At 59.4% G+C, this 24,120-nt stretch carries 27 protein-coding genes; 11 read left to right on the top strand and 16 right to left on the bottom strand.

Annotated elements, in window-relative coordinates:
- Nucleotides 1-25: 25 nt before the first annotated feature.
- A complete protein-coding gene (locus J0H39_21300) occupies nucleotides 26-2,005 on the bottom strand; it encodes an ATP-binding protein (protein ID MBN9499300.1) in 1,980 nt (659 codons plus the stop codon).
- Nucleotides 2,002-2,751, bottom strand: a complete 750-nt coding sequence (locus J0H39_21305) for an HNH endonuclease (protein ID MBN9499301.1) — start codon at nucleotides 2,749-2,751, stop codon at nucleotides 2,002-2,004. Before J0H39_21305 ends, J0H39_21300 begins: the two co-directional genes overlap by 4 nt.
- A gap of 53 nt (nucleotides 2,752-2,804) precedes the next feature.
- Here J0H39_21305 and vsr point away from each other — a divergent pair, with 53 nt between their 5' ends.
- Nucleotides 2,805-3,239, top strand: coding sequence for a DNA mismatch endonuclease Vsr (gene vsr, locus J0H39_21310; protein ID MBN9499302.1), 435 nt, complete (start codon nucleotides 2,805-2,807; stop codon nucleotides 3,237-3,239).
- Here the strand turns inward: vsr and J0H39_21315 are convergent.
- A complete protein-coding gene (locus tag J0H39_21315; protein ID MBN9499303.1) occupies nucleotides 3,193-4,449 on the bottom strand; it encodes a DNA cytosine methyltransferase in 1,257 nt (418 codons plus the stop codon). The genes vsr and J0H39_21315 overlap by 47 nt on opposite strands.
- Nucleotides 4,446-4,631: a MerR family transcriptional regulator gene (locus J0H39_21320; protein MBN9499304.1), complete on the bottom strand. Its 186-nt coding sequence runs from the start codon at nucleotides 4,629-4,631 to the stop codon at nucleotides 4,446-4,448. The genes J0H39_21315 and J0H39_21320 overlap by 4 nt, the downstream gene beginning before the upstream one ends.
- A gap of 479 nt (nucleotides 4,632-5,110) precedes the next feature.
- Between J0H39_21320 and J0H39_21325 the strand changes: the two genes are divergently transcribed.
- Complete coding sequence (locus J0H39_21325; GenBank protein MBN9499305.1) at nucleotides 5,111-7,588, top strand: hypothetical protein; 2,478 nt, start codon at nucleotides 5,111-5,113, stop codon at nucleotides 7,586-7,588.
- 330 nt (nucleotides 7,589-7,918) lie between these two features.
- Here J0H39_21325 and J0H39_21330 read toward each other — a convergent pair whose 3' ends face one another.
- From J0H39_21330 to J0H39_21340, 3 genes are all read right to left on the bottom strand, one after another.
- Nucleotides 7,919-9,568 (bottom strand): transferase, encoded by a 1,650-nt coding sequence (locus tag J0H39_21330; GenBank protein ID MBN9499306.1) that lies wholly within the window; start codon nucleotides 9,566-9,568, stop codon nucleotides 7,919-7,921.
- Between the two features lie 67 nt (nucleotides 9,569-9,635).
- Nucleotides 9,636-10,784: a Gfo/Idh/MocA family oxidoreductase gene (locus J0H39_21335; protein MBN9499307.1), complete on the bottom strand. Its 1,149-nt coding sequence runs from the start codon at nucleotides 10,782-10,784 to the stop codon at nucleotides 9,636-9,638.
- An 11-nt stretch (nucleotides 10,785-10,795) separates the two neighbouring features.
- On the bottom strand, nucleotides 10,796-11,746 hold the full coding sequence (locus J0H39_21340) for a glycosyltransferase family 2 protein (GenBank protein MBN9499308.1): 951 nt from the start codon (nucleotides 11,744-11,746) through the stop codon (nucleotides 10,796-10,798).
- 673 nt (nucleotides 11,747-12,419) lie between these two features.
- Between J0H39_21340 and J0H39_21345 the strand changes: the two genes are divergently transcribed.
- Together J0H39_21345 and J0H39_21350 are read left to right on the top strand one after the other, a co-directional pair.
- Nucleotides 12,420-13,298, top strand: a complete 879-nt coding sequence (locus J0H39_21345; GenBank protein MBN9499309.1) for a carbon-nitrogen hydrolase family protein — start codon at nucleotides 12,420-12,422, stop codon at nucleotides 13,296-13,298.
- A gap of 9 nt (nucleotides 13,299-13,307) precedes the next feature.
- Nucleotides 13,308-14,411 (top strand): tetratricopeptide repeat protein, encoded by a 1,104-nt coding sequence (locus J0H39_21350; GenBank protein ID MBN9499310.1) that lies wholly within the window; start codon nucleotides 13,308-13,310, stop codon nucleotides 14,409-14,411.
- Here J0H39_21350 and J0H39_21355 read toward each other — a convergent pair.
- The 7 genes from J0H39_21355 to J0H39_21385 all read right to left on the bottom strand — a co-directional run bounded on the left by J0H39_21355 (nucleotide 14,364) and on the right by J0H39_21385 (nucleotide 19,675).
- The gene (locus J0H39_21355; protein ID MBN9499311.1) at nucleotides 14,364-15,707 is read right to left on the bottom strand and encodes a hypothetical protein; all 1,344 of its coding nucleotides are present in this window, start codon (nucleotides 15,705-15,707) and stop codon (nucleotides 14,364-14,366) included. The genes J0H39_21350 and J0H39_21355 overlap by 48 nt on opposite strands.
- A gap of 6 nt (nucleotides 15,708-15,713) precedes the next feature.
- Entirely contained in the window at nucleotides 15,714-15,926 is a 213-nt protein-coding gene (locus J0H39_21360; GenBank protein ID MBN9499312.1) for a hypothetical protein, read from the bottom strand.
- An 84-nt stretch (nucleotides 15,927-16,010) separates the two neighbouring features.
- Nucleotides 16,011-17,318, bottom strand: coding sequence for a DegT/DnrJ/EryC1/StrS family aminotransferase (locus J0H39_21365; GenBank protein MBN9499313.1), 1,308 nt, complete (start codon nucleotides 17,316-17,318; stop codon nucleotides 16,011-16,013).
- Between the two features lie 775 nt (nucleotides 17,319-18,093).
- Nucleotides 18,094-18,342 (bottom strand): hypothetical protein, encoded by a 249-nt coding sequence (locus tag J0H39_21370; GenBank protein ID MBN9499314.1) that lies wholly within the window; start codon nucleotides 18,340-18,342, stop codon nucleotides 18,094-18,096.
- Nucleotides 18,321-18,695, bottom strand: coding sequence for a GFA family protein (locus J0H39_21375; protein MBN9499315.1), 375 nt, complete (start codon nucleotides 18,693-18,695; stop codon nucleotides 18,321-18,323). The genes J0H39_21370 and J0H39_21375 overlap by 22 nt, the downstream gene beginning before the upstream one ends.
- Before the next feature lie 99 nt (nucleotides 18,696-18,794).
- Nucleotides 18,795-19,031, bottom strand: a complete 237-nt coding sequence (locus J0H39_21380; GenBank protein ID MBN9499316.1) for a hypothetical protein — start codon at nucleotides 19,029-19,031, stop codon at nucleotides 18,795-18,797.
- Between the two features lie 71 nt (nucleotides 19,032-19,102).
- On the bottom strand, nucleotides 19,103-19,675 hold the full coding sequence (locus J0H39_21385; GenBank protein MBN9499317.1) for a hypothetical protein: 573 nt from the start codon (nucleotides 19,673-19,675) through the stop codon (nucleotides 19,103-19,105).
- A gap of 788 nt (nucleotides 19,676-20,463) precedes the next feature.
- On the opposite strand from J0H39_21385, the gene J0H39_21390 reads away from it, so the two are divergent.
- The 6 genes from J0H39_21390 to J0H39_21415 all read left to right on the top strand — a co-directional run bounded on the left by J0H39_21390 (nucleotide 20,464) and on the right by J0H39_21415 (nucleotide 22,840).
- Nucleotides 20,464-20,778 (top strand): hypothetical protein, encoded by a 315-nt coding sequence (locus J0H39_21390; protein MBN9499318.1) that lies wholly within the window; start codon nucleotides 20,464-20,466, stop codon nucleotides 20,776-20,778.
- A gap of 3 nt (nucleotides 20,779-20,781) precedes the next feature.
- Nucleotides 20,782-21,225 (top strand): hypothetical protein, encoded by a 444-nt coding sequence (locus J0H39_21395; protein ID MBN9499319.1) that lies wholly within the window; start codon nucleotides 20,782-20,784, stop codon nucleotides 21,223-21,225.
- Nucleotides 21,226-21,259: 34 nt separating this feature from the next.
- The gene (locus J0H39_21400) at nucleotides 21,260-21,424 is read left to right on the top strand and encodes a DUF3309 family protein (protein MBN9499320.1); all 165 of its coding nucleotides are present in this window, start codon (nucleotides 21,260-21,262) and stop codon (nucleotides 21,422-21,424) included.
- Nucleotides 21,425-21,546: 122 nt separating this feature from the next.
- Nucleotides 21,547-22,038, top strand: a complete 492-nt coding sequence (locus J0H39_21405; protein MBN9499321.1) for a hypothetical protein — start codon at nucleotides 21,547-21,549, stop codon at nucleotides 22,036-22,038.
- Between the two features lie 32 nt (nucleotides 22,039-22,070).
- Nucleotides 22,071-22,313, top strand: coding sequence for a hypothetical protein (locus J0H39_21410; GenBank protein ID MBN9499322.1), 243 nt, complete (start codon nucleotides 22,071-22,073; stop codon nucleotides 22,311-22,313).
- A gap of 44 nt (nucleotides 22,314-22,357) precedes the next feature.
- Nucleotides 22,358-22,840, top strand: a complete 483-nt coding sequence (locus J0H39_21415; GenBank protein ID MBN9499323.1) for an OmpA family protein — start codon at nucleotides 22,358-22,360, stop codon at nucleotides 22,838-22,840.
- Nucleotides 22,841-22,929: 89 nt separating this feature from the next.
- On the opposite strand, the gene J0H39_21420 is transcribed toward J0H39_21415, so the two are convergent.
- Nucleotides 22,930-23,250 (bottom strand): BON domain-containing protein, encoded by a 321-nt coding sequence (locus tag J0H39_21420; GenBank protein MBN9499324.1) that lies wholly within the window; start codon nucleotides 23,248-23,250, stop codon nucleotides 22,930-22,932.
- 219 nt (nucleotides 23,251-23,469) lie between these two features.
- On the opposite strand from J0H39_21420, the gene J0H39_21425 reads away from it, so the two are divergent.
- A complete protein-coding gene (locus tag J0H39_21425; GenBank protein MBN9499325.1) occupies nucleotides 23,470-23,838 on the top strand; it encodes a PRC-barrel domain-containing protein in 369 nt (122 codons plus the stop codon).
- A 60-nt stretch (nucleotides 23,839-23,898) separates the two neighbouring features.
- Here the strand turns inward: J0H39_21425 and J0H39_21430 are convergent.
- Nucleotides 23,899-24,120 (bottom strand): flagellar motor switch protein FliG (locus J0H39_21430; protein MBN9499326.1); only part of this gene is annotated, 222 nt, incomplete at its 5' end.

Genomic DNA, 24,120 nt, shown 5'->3' on the forward strand with positions numbered 1-24,120 from the left:
ACCCGAGACCGCTCAACTATCATCGTTATCGGTCGGCGGCTTTCTCCGGGGCCCGGCCATCTACCGCTTCGCGGACTCTGGGATCGTCGGGCGCTCGCGCGGCCATCACCGCAAAGTACTCTCGATACTGAGCCTCGGCCACGGTGAGAAGAACCTCCCAGTCCAGAGCGTAAAGGTCGCTAGTCGCGAGCCGCTCGATGGCTTTGCGGTTGCCCGGTTTAGACATCTCCAATCGGTCCGCGACTATCTTTCCGGTCACTCGCCGAAACGGCCCTCCGGTATTGATATCGACTCTCGCCCTGATTTCATCGACATAGTGCGTGAACCTTTGGATATGGTCGCGGTCGATCGTTAAGCCAGGGCGCATGAACTCCAGCAGCACCAGATGGTCGCCATGGCACAAGAGCAGATCAATCCGCTTGGAGAAGTCGGCGTTCTCTTCCAGCTTAATCTCGTTAGCGATCTCCTTGAGGACCTTCTGCAGGGAAACTTCCTTCTTATAGTGTTCAAGTTCAGGACTGATCAGCCACGGATGCTCCGCGATGTAATCGCGGATCGCATTCTCCAGCTCGCGCGCTTCAACGCGCTTCCGCAATCCCGCGATGAGATCGATCTTGGTCCTTATCACTTCGGCCATTTGCAGAACCGTCAGGGCCTGTGTCTCCCCCATAACGGCTACGATGATGCCGGCATCGTCGTCGGACATGCCCGATATGCGCTCGATCAATTCATGAAGCCGCCCGCGCTCCCATGCCGTGAGCAACGACATTGCTAGATCGACGAACTCCTCGTCGCCCAATGTGGATACGGTCGCGATCTTCCTAATGGCGGAGGTCACCGTCTTGCGCTCGGATGGTTGCAGTTTCTCGAGCCGCGGTGCAAACGGAGCGATCTTGTTGTCGATTTGCTGTTGGCGGACAGCGGATCGCCGCTCCTTCCAGATCGAGAGGAGTTGCTTGACGCGGACTTGCCCCCATGTCAGCAGCCACTCGGCGTCAGGATTTTCCCAATTGATGCGCTGCCGCTCGGTGGTGATGATGTCGTCGCCGAGCTGATCCAGATAGTCGGCCTTGACGTGGCCAAAGAGATATTGTTGGCCGTGCTGGCCGGAAAGCCCGCCGCTGAGTTCGAAGAAGAACGGTGTCTGAGCGACTTTGATTCCGCAAAATACCGAGACACCGCGGAATTCCGCGTCGCCGATCGGTTCCTTGCAAAACCGAATCCGCCATCGGACTTCTTGCTCTCCGAACTTCTCGACCCCTTCGCTTCCCTCAATCTTGAGGCCCTCGGGCTTCTCGCCGTCCTGGTAGTCGGCCGGAAAATCGAACTCCACATCCTTAGAGACGTCGATCCCCGATAGCTCGATACCATTGACCTTGACCTTGAAGCTTTGAGCATTGGCGGCAAGCTGAAAGCGCCTGGCCATGCGTTCGGCAAATCCTTCAGCGTTCGGCGTGCGGCCTAATGTGAGTGCACCGAGATTGATTTTCGTGCCGCAGTTTTTCTTGCGTGCATCATCTGGGCCTTGCGCAGCCAACACTTTGACCGGGTGTCGGCCAGCTTCGATGAATTCGTCGGACCGTAGTTTGTCCAAATCTAGCAGGAAGACGGTTCGTTCGCCGGTCTCGCCGCTTGTCGTATCCACGATAATTTTCTTCGCGATTCCGAAGCCGGCGAATTTGCCAATCCCCTTTCTACCCAAGACCGGACGGCCGCCTTTCGTCGTGCCCTTACCGCCGGCGCGGCGGTTGCGACCGACTTTCAGATAGAAATCCTGACATTCGGCGAAAGTCATGCCGTGCCCGTCATCCGCGATGACAATCTCCGCTCCTGGATCGAGAGCAGTCGGCAGAGTGACCTCGACGTTGTTGGCATCGGCATCCCAAGCATTCGAAATCAGCTCGGCTATCGCGGCCGTCGGCTTCTGGTACATCTGGATGCCGAGCGCATCGATGAAGCGTCCGTGGAAATCGAGATGCAGCTCCTTCGCGGGCGCGTCGTTCATATTTTCTTCTCCCTGTCGGTTGTTTTCGTCATTGCAGCGACGTTACTCCCGATGATCGAACGCATGTCTGCTACGCCGACCCACGGACGCCTGACATGGATCATCCGATGGCAATTGGCGCATATGAGTGCAAGGTCATTCAGCTTGGTTTTGCTCCCAGGAGTCAGCTCGGACAGCGGAACGACATGATGACACTCGATAAACCTTGTGCCTCGTTCGCCGTAGACCTTTTCGAACGAAAAGTCGCACACCTCGCACGTCAATTCCCCCTTCAGCTTAAGGACCGCAGCTATTTTCTTTTCCCTTAGCCTTCCGTTCCGCTCCCGAGAGAAGTGGAGGCGGGTCAGCACGCGTCCCTCGCTCGCCTCCGCATCAACGTCCGGCTCGTCGCCGCCGGAACTTCCGGCGGAAAGTGCCGCCCTAATGCAGGCCGCCGTACGTGCGGTTCGTCCGGCGTCTTCCGCAAACTCCGCCCAGACCGCACGGTCCGAGGCGCTGCCGGCCGACAGGCCGCGCCCTCGAAACGAGGGATCAAGGCTGCGAAAGTTCATCAACTTCATGACAATGCTGTCGGGCGTGCGGAAATTCGGCGGACGGCCTGCCGTCTGATGAAGTCGGGCGGCTCTTAGAATTTCGCTCAGTTCCTTTACTTCCTGCATACGACGGTCAGGGGACGTCGGACGGACCCGAAGGTACACATCCAAGGCCAAGATCAGTTCATCACGGCACCAGTCGAACGGTTTCATCTTCGCTGCGATTATTGGAAAGTCATCTCGTGGTTGCTAAACTATAGTACAGTGTGACAGACAGAGTTCCACCCGAAGTTCGTTCTAGAATGATGGCGTCCGTCCACGGGAAGAATACCTCCCCGGAGCGGGCGGTCCGTTCCGTGCTGTTCGCGGCGGGTTTTCGCTACAGGCTGCATCGGCGCGACTTGCCCGGATCGCCTGACATCTTGTTGCCGCGATACCGGACAGCCGTGTTCGTGCATGGCTGCTTCTGGCACGGTCACCACTGCGCGCGTGGCGCGCGTCCGTCTTCTAACGTCGAGTTCTGGAACCGAAAGCTCGACGGAAACATCGCCCGTGATCGCCGCAATGAGGAAGCCCTGTTCCATGCGGGCTGGGACGTCGTGATTCTATGGGAGTGCTCGCTGGCGATTGGATGTAAGCGTCTGTTGCAAAGGCTCAACTTCCACCGACGCCGCGGACGGCATCTTGCGAGAGCGAGTTGACGAGGTAACCAGCGAAGAACTCTGCTAACTTCGGCGGAACGGCGTTTCCAATCATCCGCGCGACCGGTTCAATCTCATCGCCCGGATAGAAGACATAGTTTTCCGGGAACGACTGAAGGATCGCGGCCTCAAGTACGGATAAGCCCCGAACTTGCTTCACGTCGTAATGACCGAAGCGTCCGTTCGAGATGCTGTGGCACCTCGTTGTGATCGTGGGCGAGGGGCGATCAGGGTGCATCCGCGTGTAGACGTCGGTGAAGCACCGGGAGCCTAATTTCCGATTCACTCGGCGATGACAGGCGAGCGACAGATCCCCATGCTTTGTGTCCGCCATGTACGCGTTCGGCTCGCCAGGCTTCGCCGAGGAAAGGCGGAGGTAGTTCAGCGGACTAAGACCGCGTGTACGATGTCCGACGACCTTCGGGTGAACCTCTCCAGCGCCGATCGCAGGCAGATGACCGATGGCCTGCGCGACGGAAAGGACGGACGCGTCCGGATCGTTCTCCGGCACGAGCAGCTCCTTTCCGAACACGTCGGCATAACGTTCCGAGCGAGCCAGCTCTCTGCGCACCGCCGCCAGGATCGATCGCTTTCGATATTGCGGCACGCCGAACCGTGACGTGCAGACGACTTTCGAGCCGGTGACGTATCCCAACTTTTCTAGGCGCTTTTGGAAGTCGTTCCATATGCCGCCATACTTCGGGTCATGAATCCCGGCTACGTTCTCGGACAGTACCAGCTCCGGCTTGTATTTCTCCACGAAGCGGCACGCCTCGCGCAGAAGATTCATATCTCGCTTGCGCCCTTCCTGTCGCTCGCGGCTCATCTTCTTGCGGGATAGCTTCGTGAACGGCTGACACGGGGCGCATATGGCAAAGAATAACGGTACCTTGGGGGCCTTGGCGCGGTAGTGGCTGATCAAACCGTCAAGCTCGCCGAACAACTCTTTCTGCTCGCCGTCGGGATACTCGCTGCTCTTCCGGAAAATATCGCGGCAAAGGAAACGGGGAACGGAGTTGTCCAGGCACTCGTTGGCATTGTTTTTGACATATGTCTTCTCGCACTTTCCGTCCTTATCGATACCTGCGATGACATACCCGCCGGCATCGATCAGGCCGCGCGTGGTGCCGCCGGCGCCGCAGAAAAAATCGACGGCGAGAAAGCGCGGTCTTTTTGCGCGTCTTTTGGAAGTCGTACCGTTCCCGCTCATGCGTCCAGTCCCATCACTCTCTTGATTCGGCTCAAATCGGCCGTAGTGAAGATACGCCATCCGTTACGATCTCTGCTGACCTCCACGATTCGGCCATCACGGAACCACCGAAGTAGGGTCGCCTTGGAGACGCCGAGGGCCTCTGCCGCAGCCGCTGTATTCAGTTTGTCGGTGAGCTTCACCTGAACCTGTCCCGCCTATGACTATAGTCAAGTATAGTCATTTTTGCGTGAAGTGTGCAGCCATTTATAGCGAATTAGGCAGATATATCCGCAAGATGTAGCGTCCGCGCCGCCCCCTCTTCAGCAACCAGGAGCCGATCCCTCTCACTTCGCACAACTTTTCCGTTTATCGTTGCGTTAGAAATATCGTATATCTCGTATTTGTACGCGTACGGAAATAAATCGCGTACAGCGGAGGCGGAATGCGCCAAGGGGATAGGCAAAAGTTTGTAGAATTGGCGAGAAAGCGGGTCGTAAGAACCCTTAAGGACATCCAACTAATAGGAAATCTCTCCAATCGATCGAACTACGACTACACGGATGAGGACGTCGAAAAGATATTCCGCGCGCTCCAGGACGAGTTTTCAGCCTGCCGGAAGCGATTCGACCTCGCTCTGAAAAAGAAAAACGGAAAAATCGAATTTACCCTGGAGTAGGGAATGTCTGCAAAATTCGAAGCACGGGTCATCTGTCGTCGACTCCTCGACGCGGAGTCAGAGGCTGCGGTCCAAGAGATCGTCGAATCGATCCCCGAGATGCGCGATCAGCGCAACTGGAAACCGTTGGACGGGCGCGAGACCAACTTCAACGTGACTTCGAATCAGGCATCGGACGGCGGCAAGGCGCTCACCGAGCTGATGACCAATATGGTGGATGCCGTGCTGACCAAGTACGCGCTGAAGGCCGGCATCAACCCCAAGGGCAAGAACGCGCCGCCGACGATGCACGCCGCCGTCGACAAGTTGATCAAGAAGCTGCGCGGAGGAAAACTGACGAATCTCGATCACAATGACCCTTGGCTGCGCGACTTCGCGCAGGCCAATCTGGTGATCGGCGTTACCGGCGCGAAGTCCAGACGTGCCGGCTTACCCTGTTACACGTTCGTCGATAATGGTGAAGGACAGTCCCCCGACAACTTCGAGAGTACCTTCCTTTCGCTTAGCACCGGAAACAAGAAGGACATCCCTTTCGTCCAAGGGAAGTACAACATGGGTTCATCCGGCGTGCTCGGTTACTGCGGCATGCGGTGGTTTAAGCTAATCGTATCGCGCCGATACGACGGAAAGAAACCATGGGGCTTCACCCTGATGAGAAAGCGGCCGGGCGGCGGTATGCCCGTCGCCGAATATTTCGTTCTGCCGAATGGAGGCATTCCATCGTTCGAAGAGGACGCGCTCTATCCGTTCATCAAAGGCGATGGCAAACGTTACGACGGCGTGCACCTGGCCACCGGAACTGTCATCAAGCTGTACGACTATCAGATCGGGTCGCGGTTCTCGAGCGGGTTCAAGGGGTCGCGCGAGGCGCTCAACGAGAACCTGGTCGAAACGATTCTTCCGTTCCGTATTCTGGATTTTAGGCAGACCCCTGACCCAAAGCGCGGCGGCGACCGGGCGGAAGGCATCGATCCTCGCGGTTTCTGCGGGATGGAATTCCTACTGCTCAGGTCACACAGGGAGGACGACAACGATATTGAGGAGGACGAGGCCGCGGGTGATCGAAGCATTGCGGTCGCGGAGATCGTGACCGACGAGCTTGGGAAGATCTCCATTTCGGCAATACGTTTGAAGCGGAAGCTTCCCGGCTGGCTGGAGAAATCCAACAACCGCGTGTTTCATGCGGTTAACGGTCAGGTTCAATTTAAGCAGACGCGCGGCTATCTCTCGCAGAGTTGTAGTCTTCCCGCTCTGAAGGATCGCGTGGTCGTCATCGTCGATGCTAGCGGTCTATCGTTCGAGGCGCACAACGAGGTGTGGAAGGGCGATCGCGAGCACGTCCGCGATACGATCGTGGGCGAGCGCTACAAGGACGCGGTCACTGCGGCCATCAAGGAATCCGAGGCTCTTAAAAACCTGCAGGCGGATGTCGCGCGGGAGGAGCTGGAGCAAGCGGCGAAGACACAACGCAACGATCTATTTCAGAAGCTTGTCAACGCGGACCGGAATTTGGCGGCGTTATTGACCAACCGCGATCCGATCATCTCGCTTCCTTCGGCTGGGGCGGGAACGAAAGGCGGCGATAGTGGGGAAGGAGAATTCGAAGGAAATTACCATCCGACGTTTCTCCGCTTCGATCAGAATTTTAAGGACAAGGGTTTGGCGCTGCCGATCAACAGAACACGCTTGGCCGTCGCGAGAACAGACGCGGAGAACGGATATCTACAGCGCGCCGACAATAAGGGGACACTGTCGATTACGCCTTCGCCATATAAGAATCTCGGAGTCCGAGCGCATCTGCACGATGGTCGGCTGATGATCTATCTGGAGCCGGTGCCGGACGCGTTGAACGTCGGTGACGTGTTTATCTTCAAATTCGGGCTGAAAGACGATTCGATGGCCACCGCCGTCGAGGATCACCTTACGGTACGAATTGTTGACGAGGAGAAGGCTTCCGCCAAGCACAAAGGGACCAAGGTCAAGAGGAGTGGTGATAAAGATGGTGCCAAGGACGGCGAAGGCCCTCCCGCTCCGACACACGGCCTGCCGCCTTATAAACTTATGACGAAAGACGGTCGCGCCGTTGGAGATCACGGACCTACGGATCCATGGCCTGCGGGCTTCAATGAACACGACGGTGGCCTTGTCGAGGACCTCAACGAGGAAGGTGTTCTCTACAAGATCAACTATGACAACTCCTATCACATCAGGTACAGGCTCAGCGCCCGGGGCGACGTCGCCCGGGACGTGATGACGGAGAAGTTTATTCTCGGTATGCGTATTCTGATGCTCGGATGCGAACACGCTCTCCGCGAAATCAAGAAGACCAAGGGCGACGACGCGAACGGCATCGCCGAGTTCCAGGACGATTTCCGACGCATGTGCGCCAGAGGCGCGGCCTCAACGGTATTGGCGCTCGCCGAAAATCTCCCGAAGATTGTCGACAAGATGTCGGTCACGGAAACGCAGGACGTCGAATAATTGGGGCGCCGAAGCCTCCGTTAACATCAAAATCAAACCGTCCCGATTGCTCCGACGACGGACAAACTGCAGGTTCAGCGGCCGAAGCGGGAAGCGCCGCACTAACGACATCAGGGTTCGGTTAATGCTACACCGCAACACCAAATCCACCACTTTTCGCCGACTGGGCTGCCCTAAATTTGGATGACATCTACCTTGGTGTCTCTCAAACCCGTAGCTGCTCACCCAAGAAAGACACAATCGTGTGGCGTAGACGGGGAGGGAGTGTAGCGCGTGGTATCTACCGCTAGGGACGCCGCAGCAAGCAAAGGACGGCCAGCCAGAGAAGTGTCATTCGGGTACGGCCGGGGCTTGAATGTCGGATGACTTGACGACGAGCCTGTTGCCGATCGCAAGCGCATGTAAAGGGGAAGACGCGAACATTGCAATGGCTTCTTGTGGCGTTTCGACGATCGGCATCGAGCGCCCGTTGAAAGAAGTGTTCAGCAGGATCGGGATTCCGGTGATGAGCCCGAACTCAGTGAGGAGTTGGTGAAACGCCGGGTTCTGTTCCGGAGCCACCGTCTGGAGACGCGCGGAACCGTCCACATGTGTCACAGCCGGCAAGATGGTCCGCCACTTCTGCTTCACCTTAGCCACGAATGTCATGTAGGGACTGGAGGTCGCGCCTTCGAAGAACGTCTCGGCACTGCTGCTTATGACTGCTGGTGCGAACGGCCGAAAGTCTTCCCTGCGTTTAATAGCACGGTTGATAAAGTCCTGCATACCCGGCCGCCGCGGATCTCCGAGGATGCTTCGATGGCCGAGGGCTCGAGGGCCAAACTCAGAACCACCTTGGAACCAGCCAATCACATGACCTGTGGCGAGTAGCTCAGCGGCTGATCGAGCAATTCTATCGGATGTAAAGAGCCTGAAGGCACCATCTCGAATGTAGGGTTGCAGTGCCCGCTCAATATCAGAATCTGAGTACACGCGCCCCAGGAATGTCGACCATGGGCCAGCGCAACTGGATTCCCTCTCCAGTATTTTATGCCATCCATAGTAGCAGCATCCCACTGCCAAGCCGTTATCACCGGCTGCGGGTTGTACGAACAATCGGCGATAGCCCAACTCTTGCGCCACTTTTGCGTTGGCAACGGCATTCAGTGCGACGCCGCCCGCATAGCATGCGTACTCCGTCGGCTGCAGCGTCTGTGCGAATCGGAAGATATCGATGATCACGCGTTCGACGTCCTGCTGAGCACGTGCAGCGAGGTCTGCGTAGTAGAAAAAGTCGCCCTCGCGCCGAGCAAATCCAGCATCTTTTTCCTTCTGTGCAATCAGCCGGGACGGACTGAAGACCTTGAGCTTGCCGTCTTCGAAAACAAGCCCAGGTGGGTGACGCGAGGTGTTGCCAAACGGAGCTAGTCCCATCAGCTTCCCCTCGGAGAAATAGCTGCCGAAAACATGCCGCGATACGGCGGCGAAGTATTCGCCGACGGAGTTCTGCAGGCTTGCTAACCGAAGCAAATCGTTGTCCGAGGCGTCACGCGTTGGAGAAAACTCTTTGAACAAGGGTGTAAGTTGAGCTCGAGCCCAGTGGTAGATGCTGATCGTTTCGAATAAGTCTGTGGCGCCGGTGAGCGGATGCTCCGGGGGGAGATCTAAGCAGGCCGACGCACCGTCACCTCTGCCATCGACGACCACGACGATGGATTCGTCAACACCAGCGGGGCCCGCTGCGCTGTATGCGTGTGCCAAGTGGTGGGAGATGGACACGCGGCGCACAGAAGGAGGTATCTGGCGACCAGATCGGAGATGGTGCTCGAGTGCATCCTCCGGATTAAACGTCTCAGTGTCTACGACAAGCGCAACATCTTCCCACGTGATGCCCGCTGCTTCTAAGCAGTATTTCGCCGTTAGATTGTCATTGAAGCCGTCGTGCTTGCGACGCGTAAGGCGCTCCTTCTCGATGCCGACGACGATGACGCCATCCCGCATTAAGCAGCTTGCTCCGTCGTGCGAGAGTCCGCTTCCCAAGATGTAAATGGGGCGTCGTTGCAAAGCCTCAGTCAAGGTAGTCTCCAGTCGCGTGGAGCGCCCAGGGCATAGGTTCCATACCGTCAAAAGCGGTTTTGGTGTTAACACGCCGACCGTGTCCGGCCCCGTTGATGGAGAGAAGGACTTCAAGGCCATGGAGGGCGCGCCGTGCGCTAAGGCGAGGCTCGCGCCCGAGCCGAATGGCCTCGACCATCTCGGCAACGCCGGAAACCTGGTCGATGTTGTGCGAGTCCTGGTAGAGCGCCGCTGGCCCAACGCCAACGAGCACCTGTTCGCGTGGTAGGGAGAGGTATTGGTTCCTGTCCACTGTAACCTTCAGAGACTCTCTGAGTTCCACGCGTGAATTCATATCCCACACGTCCGCAACCCGCAGTACGCCTGTCGTGCCGACGAGGGTTAGGGATCTGTCATGAGGCGTGAGCGAAGAAAACGACAGCCGTGCGATGACGCCCGATTCGAATCGCAATAGACCGGTTGCCATGTCTGGCCCGCAGCGAACGCTGGTGCCTTTGTCAGGCACCAAGATGTCCGTCGTTCCCACAACCTCGTAGACTCGACCGAAGAAGGTCGTCAGCCAAGAGATTAGGTATTCGCCATGCTCCATAAGACAGCCGATGCGAAACTCGTCGGCCGCTGGCCATTGGGCACCCGAAGCGCTGATCCAGAGGTGGTAAGATTGCATGTGAATCATGCCATCGCTCAAGTCGCCAAAGGCGAGTAGGGGCTGGCCGATCGCACCTTCCCTTAAAAGCTTCCATGTGGTCTGTGCGGCGCGTCCGAGCACTGAGCAAGGTGCGGACGCCAGTTCGACGCCGTTTTCTGCCGCGATCCGCAGAAGCCCAGCGGCGTCCTGCATCGTTGTAGCAAAGGGCTTCTCGCTATACACGTGCTTGCCTGCCGAAAGAGCCGCCGCCGAAACGGCGTAGTGGCTGTCAGGCCCGGTGAGATTGAGAATCAGCAGGGTCGACTCCTCACGTAGGAGCTCATCCAGCGTTTCGTAGGTGCACAAGGAATGTTGAGCGGCAAATCGAGTGAGACGGGAATGATCTCGGTCAAACGCGGCGGTAACCCGCAGCCAAGGGTATTTGGCCATGTTGGAGAGATAAAAGTCGGCCGCATAGCCGCATCCGACAATAGCTACGTTGTAGTTTTCCACGCCTATTCCCTTCAAAGTCGGATCGGCACGATGGAAGAAACACGACGGGCGAACTCATAGCTACGTATCTGGTCGGCTAAATCGGTCAGGCCCTGCCTTTCGATGGTGCTGGCAAGCCGGGCGCAAAACATTCTCGTGAGCGATGCCGCATCGTCGCGGGATATCTCGCCTCTGCGCAGCGCAAAACGCACGGCCGCTGCAAAACCAAGGCTATCGCCTGCAGACTTGCTGTACAGGAACGCGTTACTTCGCTGGCTGCTGCACTCTTCGCCCGCGTTGGCGATGCGGTATGATGTTGGTATGGCGGGAGCGAAGCAAACTGTTGCTCCAGACGCACTCATGCGTAACCAGGTATGGGAGTCCTCCGAAACGCGTAGCGGTGGAAATGGGCACCGTAAGGCCACCGACGAACGTACAGACACGGTCGAGGTGGTTGCGATGAAGCCTGTGCGGGTCGCAATGTCAACCCACGCACGGGGGCCTACCGGCGGCCCCGCATCCAGCGCGTCGAGGATCTCTCGCATATCGCCGCGCACCGACGCACGAGCGATCTCGCGGCCCTGCCGATCGATCGGCACGAATGACGAATAGACGAATTCCGCACCCGTGCAAGAGGCCAGGGCCACACGCGTCCGCGAGACCCGTTCCGGGTGTGCCAAGTCGTCGTCGTCTTGGAAGGAGAGGATTCTTGCCCCACGGTTGATGGCATATCGGACACCTACATTGCGGGCCACACCTGGACCACAATTCGCCGGTAGCCGGATATACGCTACACGCGGATCCTCGAGACCTTCTGCCGACTGCAAGGCCGCACCGGGAGAGCCGTCATCAACTACCACGGCGTGCCAGTCGGGGTCTGTCTGGGCTTGCAGACTGCGCAGGCACGCGGCGAGATAACCGCTTCTCGCTTCCGTGTCCCGAAAATGCGGGATGATGAACCAGAGTGCTTCTGAACCCTTCATGGGCGTCGATCCTGAGCCTCTCGGGTTGGAATCAATGACGGCCGGTGGCCATCGTCCGCCGCCGACTGGGTCTGCCATTCTCTTCGAGCGTCTAGTACCTTGATTCACATATTAGTATATATAGTTTCCAACCTGCGGTACATTTAAAATATGCTGAGAGATATGGAGATGGTTCGGCCGCGCGCTCGTTTTTGACTCAGCGAGCAGTCGCAAAAGGAGCATCTTCGTATCGTAAGGATGTCTAGTTTGTCGCGGCGAGATGTTCGGTATGCTCGCATCATACTGCTGGGCCTTGACGGCGAGACACCGCAGGGGACATTGCGCGTGGTGGACATAAACCGGACGGCGGTGAGCTTGTGGAGGAACGCATTGCACCGTATGGCATGGCCTGGCTGAAGGACGCTCCGGGTTTCAACAGCAAGGTTTCTATGGCTTAGTGCACAGTGCAGCCTATATTGATAGGTACCGTGCGGCTCCCGGTCGAGCATTCACGCGATGGCACAGTACAAAAAGGATCTTTCAAACAGGTGCGACTCAACTTGAGTGATGGCGCGCACCATGAGCGTGGACATCCGGACCAAAATTCAACCCGCGCACATGAAGCTGACAGCACAAACTTCTTCAACAACTTATGCCGTATAGATGTTGTTTATTATGATGCGCTAGGAAACCAATGTCGAAATTTCGAGTTGCCCTCCTACAACTTCGCCCTCCCGCGTCGCTTGCTGAAAGTCTGGAACGGGGCGTGGCAGCATGTCGCCGTGCGCGCTTGCTGGGTGCCGATCTTGTACTGTTTCCCGAGCTTTGGAACATCGGTTACCAGTTCCCCCCTGAAGCATCGTTGGAAAGCTTTGACCTGGATAACCCGAAGTGCCGCGCAATGGTCGAGCAATGGTGTGCAGGTGCCATCTCGGCCGATTCTGGCTTTGTCCGGGCCTTCGAGGACCTCGCGAAGGAGATCCAGCTCGCAATCGTCGTAACTTATCTCGAGTCTTTTCCTGGTGGACCACGTGACAGCGCCACGTTAATCGACTCGACAGGTCGGCGAATTCTGCACTATTCGAAAGTCCAGACCTGTGACTTTTACTTCGAGACGGCGTGCACTCCAGGCCAGGATTTCCCGGTAGCAACACTTGAGACGAGGGAAGGTCCAGTACGCGTCGGCGTGATGATCTGTTTCGACCGAGAGTTTCCGGAACCAGCGCGTGTGCTGATGTTGAGCGGCGCGGAGATCATCCTGGTGCCGAATGCATGCGAGATGGAACGCCACCGACTCTCGCAACTCAGCACGAGAGCCTTCGAGAACATGGTCGGTGTGGCGTTAGCAAACTACTGCGGGCCAGCGTGGAATGGCAGCTCGGTAGCCTTCTCCCCCGTCGTGTTCGATGGTGCTGGCCAGTCCGTCGAGAACACGATCATCCACGCTGGTGACGAAGAGGGAATCTACATTGCCGAGTTCGACATGACAGCGATCCGCGCCTACCGGGATCGCGAATGTTGGGGCGCGAAGTACAGGAAGCCTGGAACCTACGGACGACTACTCCGGGAGTAACGGCGCCCGATGGATGAGGCCTATTACCTTGAGCGGGCTCGTTCTGCCCTGGCACTGCGGGACTTTGACGGTGCTCGGTGCCTATTACGCGCTGGCCTTGAGCTTTGGCCAGCTGCGGCCGATCTCAAGCTTTCTCTGGCAAGGTTGTGTGTTCACAAGGAGAATCTGGACGAAGCCATACAATGGCTCGACGAAGTTGCGCGGGAAGATTCACGTTGCCGTAAAGAGGCGGTCCTCGGCTTGGCGGTGCTAGCATGTCGAAAGCAGGATTTGCCTGCGCAAGAGCGCGCATTCCGCAGCCTGTATTTCTTAAACCCAAATGCACCCGAACTGGTCGATTGGCTTTTCCCCGAAGCGCTCAGGCAGCAGTTTGATGCTGAATTGGCGCCGCTCCTGTCGAACACGATCGGCATGTATCTGTTCGACCGCGATGAGGTGTATCTTCCGCACAAGCGACTTTTGCGTGACTTTGGTGCCTTCTCGACGCTCAGTGTTTGCGAGTACCACCGGAACTTCCTGGAAATCGGCACGGGATGCGGTGCAACCAGTTTTATCGCGCGCCGACTAGGCTTCGACGTGATCGCCACAGACATCGGCGTGACTGACCTAGTGTACGCGGGGCAGGCAACCGCCGGGGGCAAGAGTCGTGATGTCTTGGGAATTGCGGCCCGTAGCTTTCTGCTTTCGCCTTTGAATTCCGTCCGAGATCTCATGACTTTCGACAACGGCCGGCACGCCGACGTCATCTACATGAAGGGGGTCCAGTTCAACAGAACACACTCGTCGTGGAACGGACATACCTTTCCTTCTTCGTCGGATGAGAACTGGTTCGCGACGAGCAGGTGGTTTGGCTTAGAGGAATGGCAGGCGGTACTTGCGGACCTCGTGCGCTGTACCAGTCCCGGTGGGCTAATCGTGATGTTCTTTCTCTTCGGTGTCGATGAAGCACTACAGGAAGGCATTGAGCGCTTCCTGCGTGGAGACGAACGATGCGCCGCAGTGACGACCTACCGCCACTCTCACCCGCTGTTCGGTGGCCTAGTTGATATTACGATCCGCCTCGACTCACAGTGCAGGCGACGCGCTGGTCCATTGGTTCAGGGGGAGGCCTAGGGCGGCGAGAGACAGCGGCTCTCGCAGCGAAACGTTGAATCGGAATGTGTTGTTGTTCAGTACGCGCTGCAATCCTGGTGATCGCCCCACGATTTTACGTCGCACCTCACCCTCGATAGCGGACCGGAACTCCGGCTGATGCGCGAGTGGGATCGTGCTTTCGAGATGGAGGGTCGTCGACCACCGTCCCCAGCCCTGGTCAGACACGTGGCCGACGAAGGTCGTGTTTTGGAAGACCTTCTTTGCCCGTATCGGGATTGCGGTAGAATAAGATTCACCCACGAGCAGAGGATTGCCGTCGATGGCGTCCATCAGGTCCACGCCGAGGATCAAGTACGAGCCGGATTCCGTCGGGTGTTCAAGGCTGTGTACACTTCGGCCGCGGAAGACATAAAAGTCGTCGCCGTTTTGATCGGCCTGTCTAGAGAAAAGGTCGCCGGTCTCATACCGGATGAACGGCTGGCGCTGGACGAATGGAAACAAGGACGTTAACAACAGTCGCCCGACTTGCCCTTCCGCCGCTGGCGTGCCTTCCGCGGTCACCACTTCCGGAACAGCATGAACGTCGAACACGGCGGGCTCGTTGTTCACGCGCCGCCCTCCGCCGAAGATTTCACTGAGCGAGTACTTGTCGACGATCGGACACTTCCACGCGTCCTGCAGATATCTCAAGTACGGTTCGGACAGGTAGTCGCCATACACCGACAGGTAGCGAATACCTTGCTTATCTGGAGCGACACCTGTTTCTAACAAGAACTGCGTGAAATAAATGACTTGCGCAAGCGGCCCCGACACGACCGAGATGCGGCTTTCAAATCCGGGAAGCGAGTAATCGGACAGTAGCAGCATCCGAGTCGAGGTCGCAGTGTGTTCGTCATAACACGCTCCTGCAACGACGAAACTCTGGCCGGGTACTGGCGTTGGACTGCCGTGGACGATATTGGCGAGTGAGAGAACGACAGGCAAGTTCCCTTCACAAGGCGCTTGCACTATCGTGAAGAACTTGCTGATCGCATCGATCTCTTCCCGGCTTCGATGAATGACGAACGGTGCGCCGGTCGTGCCTGAGGTGTACTGTATAAGGCACGTTCCAACCGCCGTCGACAAGCGCTTCACACCTGCCTGGTGCGCTACTCTCTTCGCGAGTGGCGGCAGGTTGGCAAGAGACGCGAGGGACGTCGGACTCGAGATGCCAGCATACAGCTCACGGTACAAGGGAACGGTCGAGATCGCGTGTTCAACCGTCGGGCCAATAAGTCTCTCGCGGAACGCGAGTGCCGCTTCTCGCTTGTTCACGTGGTGCTACGGCAGCTTTTGAATCTGGGGCATCGCATTAGAAGCTAGCACGGCTTCTGCCGCATCGAAGCGCAACATGGCAGCTTCCATGTCGGCCAGACTCAACATGGCGGCTTCCACATCGTCCGCCAAATCGAGGCGCCCTGCAGAAACTGCTTTCCGATACAACTCGGCCAACTCTTCGATATCCGGAATTTGTATACCCTGGCTCATCGACATGGTGGCTCCTTGGGTCACAAAAGCATGAGACTTATGATAATCAAAAATCGTACGTCGCACAAGCGCCGGCGCAACGAGCCTGAATCACGTATTGCCGTAAGGCACTATGGCCCGGTGTGACACATGGTTCGATAGCGTGCGTGCATGCCGCTGCACCTTCTCGACGGCTCGAGCAATGTCCCCAATGTCGGACTCTGAGCCGAGCAAGGCAAAATGAGGTGCGGCGAGGCAGGTGCCGGACACCAGTTCGGCATTCGGAAGCCGGAATCGATCTGGGGCAAAATCTACGCTATCAGGCCTACGGCTGATTGGCGCCATTTCTAGCGGCTGGTACAGCGCATTCGCGTGCAATGGCGTATCAAAGGGCTCGACCGGTAGGCCCAATTCAGCGGTGATTGCGTTCCCGATTTGCGCAAGCTCGAGGTCTGCGAAGCTAGCCGTGTCGATGCGCAGTACTAGTCGCCAATGCGAACGTTGAGTGACGCGCGAATCGCTTTGCACCAGAGACACGCCTTCAATCCCGTCCAGTCGACGCCCAAGCTCCGTATGGTTGTTGCTGCGACGTTCGTTTTCTTCGTCGAGTCGGCGAAGACCACCTACGAGCAGTGCGGCACTTACCTCCGGCATCACGAAATTTCGACCCTGTCGTGCGCCAACTCGGCGCACAGACATCCAGTTGCCCGGCGCGACTTCCGATTCGTAGACTCGCCCGTCGGTACGCGCCTGCTGCAGCCTCGAATAGAGCTCTTCGTCGTCCGTGCAGCAGAGCCCCCCCTCACCACTGGACAGTAATTTCGACTGGTGCGTCGAGAAAACCGCAACGTCTCCAAACGAACCAACCCGACGTCGACGCCACGCGGCTCCATGCGCCTGGGAGCAGTCCTCGATGAGATGCAGCTTGGCCGATTGGCAGATGGCTAGTATATCGTCCAGGTTGGCGACCGAGCAGTACGCGTGGACCAGGAGGATGGCCTTCGTCCTCGATGTGATGGATTGGCGAATGGCCTGCGGGTCGATGCAAAGCGTTGCCGGATCGATATCGACCAGGATGGGCGTCGCGCCAACGGTGCAGACGGCATGCGGGCAAGCAACCCAAGTGAGCCCGGGGACGATGACTTCGTCACCGAGAGAGATATCGAGCGCTTCGAGCGCCATGATTAAGCCCGCTGTCCCGCTTGAACAGGGCAGTGCGAACTGCGTGCCGACAAATTCCGCCCAACGTTCCCGGATATCGCGATCGAAGCGGGCATGTGATCTCGACTGGCCAGTCAGCGTCCACTTGGTGCCTCGCAGGACACTTTCAACTTGGCGCAACGTTTCCGGACAAGCATATGGCCACGCAGGCCAATCAGCGCGTCGTACGGCTTCGCCACCCAGCAGGGCCAAATCCATCAGATACTCCAATGGAGCGCGTAGAGAAAACAGCTTATCGTCTCAACTAATTGCGATCAACACCATTGGTTGGACGGCGGCAGATATAGCTTCTCACGAGTGGCCTACCCCGGGATTCGTGGACACGTGGTTAAGCCAATCGCATTTGAGCACACTGGAGTCCGAAATTTTGAATCTCTGTATTGAATAAAAAATAATAATCTATATTAAGTAGATAAACAAAATTACGGAAAAAGCTGGGTGCGGCCTGGCTACTATTCTATGAAGCTCGCGGTTTGGGCCGCAGCTGATGCCATTCCACCACCAGGGAACGTCCGCGCGCGAACAAAGGCATTGGCCGGCGGTCACGCCGCGCGCTTCGGAGCAAAGGCTTGCGCATTGAGAATGGCGTGATTCATCACATGCCGACCTAATGCCAATCCCCATAAACACGGGTATCCGATTGCGCCCCAGGTTTCCCTCAAAAGGCGAGACCTGAAGCGCATTTTTTGTACCCCTCGAGTGATGGGGTGAGAGTCACTTTAGGTAGATCGCGAGCGCGCTCACGCGCGCCAATCTGGTGTCGAGATTCGCACCGAAATCTGTTGCCACTTTCGACCCCCAACGAACCCCAAACCAACCCCATTCTGTTGCCACGCACGTGGCAACGGAGCGTTTGCGCGGGCGTAACCCATTGAATCGATTGAGCCAGATTTTGAGAATTTTCTTTTCGGGAGCTAGGGGCCGGAGGTTCGAATCCTCTCGCTCCGACCAGCGGGTTTCAATGACTTAGCCTCTATTTGACCCGCCGCAGATTGATGCGGTGGGACTGGGCGGTGGGGCTTTCCATCGCGAATTTTCCCGGACCCGCCGCATCGATCGTGCCTTGCATCGATTCGACGGCTTCGCGTTTCGCCCCGTCGGCGACCTTGTTGTATTGCGCCGTCGTCGTCGCGTTCGCCGCCCGATCGGGGCGGGTTCTTCGCGCGATCGCCGGTGGTAGAGGGCGCAGCCCCAGTGTCGTCAGATGACGTCGTTGACCCATGGGTGCCGATACTGCGTATAGACTGCTTGCGTCGGCGCTGGGAAGCTCGGATCGGCAAATGCCCCGATGCCGACAGCAATGAGATTCGGCATCCGCTGAGGTTCCCAGTAAACCGTCGATCCACAATTTGGGCAAAAGTGGAAATCCACCGGAAAGCCCTTATCGGACGGGCGCGAATAACTTTTGCTTGGCCCCTCGGCGCGAACATCCTCGCGATCAAAAAAAGCCGCAACACCATAGCTGCTGCCCGTGCGTCTCTGACACGCTTGGCAATGGCACAGTGAAACTTTTTTCGGCTCGCCGGTGCAGGTTACGACGAGGCCACCACATACACACTTCGCCATTCTTGCCATGAACGATCCCCGTTTTAACTATTTGAGGGCCAACGATTCGATCGTCGTGCCGTTGTCATCAATTATCGCCCTCTAATTTCTGGACAGGGCTTACCATGGTTATTGGACCGCGATGAACGCGCGGTTTGAATGATAGCCGGGAGTCCGATGTGGGTGAATCTCGTTGTGGTGCGCGAACCATCTTGGCGGAGCCGCCAGTATCGCCCGCGCATCCGATAGGCGCTCGACACGAGCGTCGTCGCGCTTGATGCGTCCGAAGCGGTACTCGACGCCCGCGACTATCAGATCGCGAACCTCCTCGCCGCCGATGCCGCCCGTCGAGGCGACGGAGCCCATGGCTTCGCGATCCCCTTACGTCGGCACACAGCTCGGCGACGACCAGCGGTGGTCCCTCAATTTCCGCGCGATCACGCGGGCGGCGGTGCCGCCGCGCCCGCGTTCGTGCGCATCGCCGCCGCCATCGCCATGCGGGCGAGGGCGGGCAGGGATTTCACGCCCAGTTTCTTCATGATCGCGGCGCGGTGGCCTTCGACCGTGCGGCGGCTGATGCCCAGATCGGCCGCGATGTTCTTGCTGGGATGGCCCGCGAGAACCAGATCGAGAATCTCGCGCTGGCGCTTGCTGAGGCCGTCCAGGCGGCGCGCGGAGTCCTCCGCATCGGGCATGTCGGCGGGCAGGGTGATCTCGATCGGCTGTTCATCGTCCGCGACGGGCGTATCTTCGTCGACGCGCCCCTCCGGCGCGCCAAGACGCGCGGCGAGCGTGTCGAGCTTGCGGTCGAGGCGTGCCAGGATCTCGCGCGCGCGCGCGGGATCATCGATGCGCGCCAACAGATCGCGCATCGGCGTCAGGTGTCGCGCGAAGCGGCGTAGCGTGTCACCGGCTTCCGAAAGATCCTGCGCCTGGCGTTTGCGTTCGCCGATATCGATGTAGGTCACGACCACGCCGTCGATCGACCCGGTCTCCGCGCGATAGGGCATCACGCGGCGCGCGAACCAGGCGCCGCACGCGGTTTGGATTTCGCGCTCGACGGGTGCGCCGTCGCGCAGCACGTCGCACGCATCGTCTTGCAAATCGGAATCGGCGGCGAACGAGGGGATCTCCGCCGTCGGCTTCCCGACATCGCCCAGCAACAGGCCGAACAACACGCTCGCCGCCGGCGTGAACACGCGGATCTTCAGCGTGCGGTCCAGAAACAGGGCGGGCACGTCCAGGCTGAATAGAACGTTGCGCAGATCGCGCGACATCGCCCGCTGGCGCGCCAGATCTTCGCGCAGCTTCTCGTTGGCGGCGATCAATTCGGCGCGCGATGCGCCGCCGCGTTCGCGGCCGGATTTGCCGATACGCAATTGCGCGCGCGGCTCGCCCAGCAGAATCGCCGGCAAGGAAGCGGCACCCATACGGGCAACGGCGAAATGATTGGCGTTCTTATTCATGCGAAATCGCTCCTTCGGGTTTGCCGGCGAGGGGGCCCGCCGGGCCGTTTATCGAGCTCTATGCGCCGACGGGCCGGACCCGCCGTGATCGAAACGCCCGCCTTGGATCGCAGCCGAATGCGGCGAAATCGGGCCGAACCACGGCAATGAAAAAGGCAAGTTCGTGGAAATGCGTACGTAGCAGCGCGAATTGCGGTCCGCGCGCGGCGGCGCGGGAAAAACTCCCGCGCGGGTATTTTCCGGGGCTGATGCGCGCGCGAGCGCGTTTCCTAACTTGCCGTGACACCCAGGCGACCGCGTTCGTCGATCGCCGTTTCACGATGGAGAAGCGCATGAGCAAGAACACCGAAGCGTCGGCCGCCGATCTGGCCGCCGATATCGCCGCGTTGCGCGAAGATGTCGCCAAGCTCGCCACCACGCTGGGCAAGACCGCCAAAGCGCGCGCGAGCGACGCGGGCGAAACCGCCGCCGATGCCGGCTCCGCGATTACGGAGAAGCTCGCCGACACGGCGGCCGGCGCGCGGAAGCAATTGCGCGTGGCGGGCGCCAAGCTCGAAGCCGGGATCGAACAACATCCGATGGCGGCGATGCTGATCGCGTTCGGCGTGGGCCTGTCGCTGGCGATGGCCACCCGCGCGCGCGGCTAACTGATGCTCGCCCCGCTGACGGGTCTCGCCTTGGATGCCGCCGCGCGCGGCGGCATGCGTTCGCTGGTGACGGTCGCCGCTTGCGTCGCCGCCCTGGCGTTCGGTTGCGTGGCGCTCGGCTTCGCGACCAAGGCGGGATTCGAGGCGCTGCTTTCGCGGATGGACGGGATCGACGCGGCACTCGTGGTCGCGGCGATCTACGCCGGACTCGCGATCGCGGCTTGGCCGGCGAGCGTGCTGGCGCGGCGCTGGATGGCGCGGCGAAATCCGGTGCGGGCGATTCCGGACGACGACATCGATGCGTTGCTGCCCTTGCTCGAACGCGGCGGAAGGGAATCCGCCGCACTCGCGCAAATTCTCAAAACCGGTCGCGAATTGCCGCCGTTCCCGATGATCGCGTTGGCGTTGGCCGGCGGTCTGGTCGCCGGGCGCGGCGTTTCGAAATGAACGAAGCAATCAACCTCAAAAAAGGAGGCCCAATATGACGCTCGGAACATTCCTGATCATCTTGCTGATCATCGCGTTGCTCGGCGGGTTCAGCGGCCGCTTCGGCGGCTACGGCTATGGCTACGGCCATGGCGGCGTGGGCGTGCTCGGCACGGTGTTGATCGTGCTCGTCGTGCTCGCCTTGCTCGGAAAGATATGACGCCCGAAAGGGTCGCGTAGTTTCCGGGGCTGCCGCGCCCGCGCGGCGGCGCCTAGCTTTCATCGAGGCGCGTTCGCTTTCATCGATATGCGGGGGCGTCGATCATTCAAGGGAGAATCCGCATGAAGATCCATTCTCGATTCCGCGCCGCCGGCGCGTTCGCCGCCGTCGCCGTCGCGGGCCTGACCGTCGCCGCTTGCACGGGCCCCGCCGCCGCACCGACGCAGATTCAGGCGAGCAACCCCAGCGTCACCTACACCTATCGGTCGGATCAGGATCTGATCCAGGCTAACCGCGCGGCCGCGACGCATTGCGCGCGCTACAGCGCGGTCCCGCAGACCATGCGATTCTTCGGCGAGCCCAGCGGCGAACGCGGCGTCGTGTTCGATTGCGTGCCGGCCGCCCCGGTCGTGGCGGCGGCGCCGGTCGCGGTGGCGCCGGTGATGCCGGCACCCGCGCTCAGCTTCACCTACGCGCAGGATCAGGAGTTGCTGCAAGGAACGCGCAGCGCCCAGCTTCAATGCGCGAATGCCGGCATGCAGCAAGCGCTGACCGGCATCGTAACCAACGTCAACGGCACGAAGACCGCGACGTTCCAATGCGTGCCGCGCTAAGCGCGGTGAAACCCTAACGACGGAGGAAAGCAATGAAACGCACCATTCTCGCGACGGGATTGCTGGGCGCCGCATTGACGTTGGGTGCTTGCGGCGACACGACGGGCGATCGCGCGTTGAGCGGCGCCGGGATCGGTGCGGGTGCGGGTGCGCTGGGCGGCTTGCTGCTCGGCGCGCCCGTGGAAGGTGCCATCATCGGCGGTGCCGCCGGTGCGGGCGTCGGCGCGCTGACCGACAAGGATAAGGTCAATCTGGGTCGTCCGATCTGGCGCTGACCGGATCGCGGCTTTTCGATTCAATCGAACCCGGGAGAACAACCATGACGGTGTCATCGTTCGTACCGCGCGCGCTCGCGGTCGTTTTGGCCGCGGGCGCGGTCGTGGGATGCAGCCAATGGACGGGGCAATCGGCCGCTCCGTCGCAGAACGCCGCCAATCCCGAACTCGCCGGCGCCTGGTACGAGGTCTTTTTCGATACCAATAGCGCCGACATCAACGACCGCGGCCGCGTGATCGTGCGCAGCGTCGCCTATGTCGCGACGAACAATCCCGACGCGCGCGTCACCGTCATCGGCAAGGCGGATCGCGTGGGCACGCAAGCGACGAATATGACCATGTCCCAGCGCCGCGCGGAAGCGGTGCGCGGCGCGCTGGTCGCGGCGGGCGTGCCCGCCCAGCGCATCGTCATGAGCTGGACCGGCGAGAGCAACCCGCCGGTCGCGACACCCGACGAAACGACCGAGCGCCGCAACCGCGTGGTCGACGTGACGGTCGTCAAGCAGATGGCGTCCAACACCAACTGACACGCCGAGTATCCGCGCAAACGAAACGGCCCGGCACCGCAAGGTGCCGGGCCGCCGCCGTTCGGGCCGGGAGAGGGGGAGGAACGGCCCTACTTGACGATCAGATTGTTGTGCACTTCCTTCACGCCCTTCACGTCGCGGGCGATGCTTTCGGCCTTGATCTTGGCGACGTCGTTGTCGACGAAGCCGCTGAGCTGGACGACGCCCTTATGCGTCTCCACGCCGATATCGCGGATCGTCAGGTCCTTGTCGCCGATCACGCGCGCGCGGATCGAATTGCTGATGATCGTATCGTCCAGGAACTCGCCCGCGGTGACGCTCTTGTCGTTCGCCGCTTGGGCATGAACGGCGGCGGGCAGGGCCAGCGCTGCGGCCAGCGCCGCGATCAAAGTGGTGCGTCGAACTCGCATGTAAGCCTCCTTCGTAAGATGGAATGCAGCATGAAGTTATGCCGCGGCGCCGCTTTCCATCAGGGCCGGAAACTACGTACCGCGCGGCGCGGGTAGATTCCGACGCTGTCGAAGGCGATGGAGATCCGCTTATCTACAAGGACGGACGCGGCGACGCGCGATCGATCGACCGGCGCTTCGCCATCCTTCCGACAATCGACGCAGCAAAGGAGTTGAGCCATGGCCGACGAAACGAAAATCACCACGGGCAATCTGATCGCCGCCGGCAAGGTCGACGGCACGACCGTCTACAACACGCGGGGCGAGAAGCTCGGCAATGTCGACGACATCATGATCGACAAGGTCAGCGGCCGCGCGATCTACGCCGTCATGTCCTTCGGCGGTTTCCTGGGGATGGGCGAAAGCCAGCACCCGCTGCCGTGGTCGCAGTTGAAATACGACACGGGCATGGGCGGTTATGTCGTCAATCTCGACAAGAAGAAGCTCGAGGGCGCCCCGGCCTACGACCGCGGCGCGCCGTTCGAATGGACGCCCGATTACGGCCGCAAGGTCGACAAGTACTACGACACGCCCAGCTACTGGGCCTGATCGTCCGTCCTTGTTCGCCAGAACGTCCGCCGGCATCCCCCGCCGGCGGGCGTTTTGTTTTCAGTAGATGAGATCGTCCGCACCGCCGGCCCCGCCCTTCGACAGGACGATTTCGTCCTTCGCGGCGAGTTCCTTGGCGGTGTTGACCATGGCGGTTTGCGCTTCGGCCACGTCCTTGCCGCGCACCGGGCCCAACGCTTCGATTTCTTCCTTGAGCATTTTGCCCGCGCGTTCCGACATGTTCGAGAAGAACAGATCGCGCAGCGTTTCGTTCGCACCTTT

This window comes from Alphaproteobacteria bacterium, from assembly GCA_017308135.1.
Classification (GTDB): Bacteria; Pseudomonadota; Alphaproteobacteria; order CACIAM-22H2; family CACIAM-22H2; genus Tagaea.

What these genes read in the sequence shown, in the direction of transcription:
- J0H39_21300 (MBN9499300.1), bottom strand. Translation starts at nt 2,005, where the DNA reads ATGAACGACGCGCCCGCGAAGGAGCTGCATCTCGATTTCCACGGACGC.
- J0H39_21305 (MBN9499301.1), bottom strand. Translation starts at nt 2,751, where the DNA reads ATGAAACCGTTCGACTGGTGCCGTGATGAACTGATCTTGGCCTTGGAT.
- J0H39_21315 (MBN9499303.1), bottom strand. Translation starts at nt 4,449, where the DNA reads ATGAGCGGGAACGGTACGACTTCCAAAAGACGCGCAAAAAGACCGCGC.
- J0H39_21325 (MBN9499305.1), top strand. Translation starts at nt 5,111, where the DNA reads ATGTCTGCAAAATTCGAAGCACGGGTCATCTGTCGTCGACTCCTCGAC.
- J0H39_21330 (MBN9499306.1), bottom strand. Translation starts at nt 9,568, where the DNA reads ATGCGGGATGGCGTCATCGTCGTCGGCATCGAGAAGGAGCGCCTTACG.
- J0H39_21340 (MBN9499308.1), bottom strand. Translation starts at nt 11,746, where the DNA reads ATGAAGGGTTCAGAAGCACTCTGGTTCATCATCCCGCATTTTCGGGAC.
- J0H39_21345 (MBN9499309.1), top strand. Translation starts at nt 12,420, where the DNA reads ATGTCGAAATTTCGAGTTGCCCTCCTACAACTTCGCCCTCCCGCGTCG.
- J0H39_21350 (MBN9499310.1), top strand. Translation starts at nt 13,308, where the DNA reads ATGGATGAGGCCTATTACCTTGAGCGGGCTCGTTCTGCCCTGGCACTG.
- J0H39_21360 (MBN9499312.1), bottom strand. Translation starts at nt 15,926, where the DNA reads ATGTCGATGAGCCAGGGTATACAAATTCCGGATATCGAAGAGTTGGCC.
- J0H39_21365 (MBN9499313.1), bottom strand. Translation starts at nt 17,318, where the DNA reads ATGGATTTGGCCCTGCTGGGTGGCGAAGCCGTACGACGCGCTGATTGG.
- J0H39_21370 (MBN9499314.1), bottom strand. Translation starts at nt 18,342, where the DNA reads ATGGGTCAACGACGTCATCTGACGACACTGGGGCTGCGCCCTCTACCA.
- J0H39_21375 (MBN9499315.1), bottom strand. Translation starts at nt 18,695, where the DNA reads ATGGCAAGAATGGCGAAGTGTGTATGTGGTGGCCTCGTCGTAACCTGC.
- J0H39_21380 (MBN9499316.1), bottom strand. Translation starts at nt 19,031, where the DNA reads ATGGGCTCCGTCGCCTCGACGGGCGGCATCGGCGGCGAGGAGGTTCGC.
- J0H39_21385 (MBN9499317.1), bottom strand. Translation starts at nt 19,675, where the DNA reads ATGCCCTATCGCGCGGAGACCGGGTCGATCGACGGCGTGGTCGTGACC.
- J0H39_21390 (MBN9499318.1), top strand. Translation starts at nt 20,464, where the DNA reads ATGAGCAAGAACACCGAAGCGTCGGCCGCCGATCTGGCCGCCGATATC.
- J0H39_21395 (MBN9499319.1), top strand. Translation starts at nt 20,782, where the DNA reads ATGCTCGCCCCGCTGACGGGTCTCGCCTTGGATGCCGCCGCGCGCGGC.
- J0H39_21400 (MBN9499320.1), top strand. Translation starts at nt 21,260, where the DNA reads ATGACGCTCGGAACATTCCTGATCATCTTGCTGATCATCGCGTTGCTC.
- J0H39_21405 (MBN9499321.1), top strand. Translation starts at nt 21,547, where the DNA reads ATGAAGATCCATTCTCGATTCCGCGCCGCCGGCGCGTTCGCCGCCGTC.
- J0H39_21410 (MBN9499322.1), top strand. Translation starts at nt 22,071, where the DNA reads ATGAAACGCACCATTCTCGCGACGGGATTGCTGGGCGCCGCATTGACG.
- J0H39_21415 (MBN9499323.1), top strand. Translation starts at nt 22,358, where the DNA reads ATGACGGTGTCATCGTTCGTACCGCGCGCGCTCGCGGTCGTTTTGGCC.
- J0H39_21420 (MBN9499324.1), bottom strand. Translation starts at nt 23,250, where the DNA reads ATGCGAGTTCGACGCACCACTTTGATCGCGGCGCTGGCCGCAGCGCTG.
- J0H39_21425 (MBN9499325.1), top strand. Translation starts at nt 23,470, where the DNA reads ATGGCCGACGAAACGAAAATCACCACGGGCAATCTGATCGCCGCCGGC.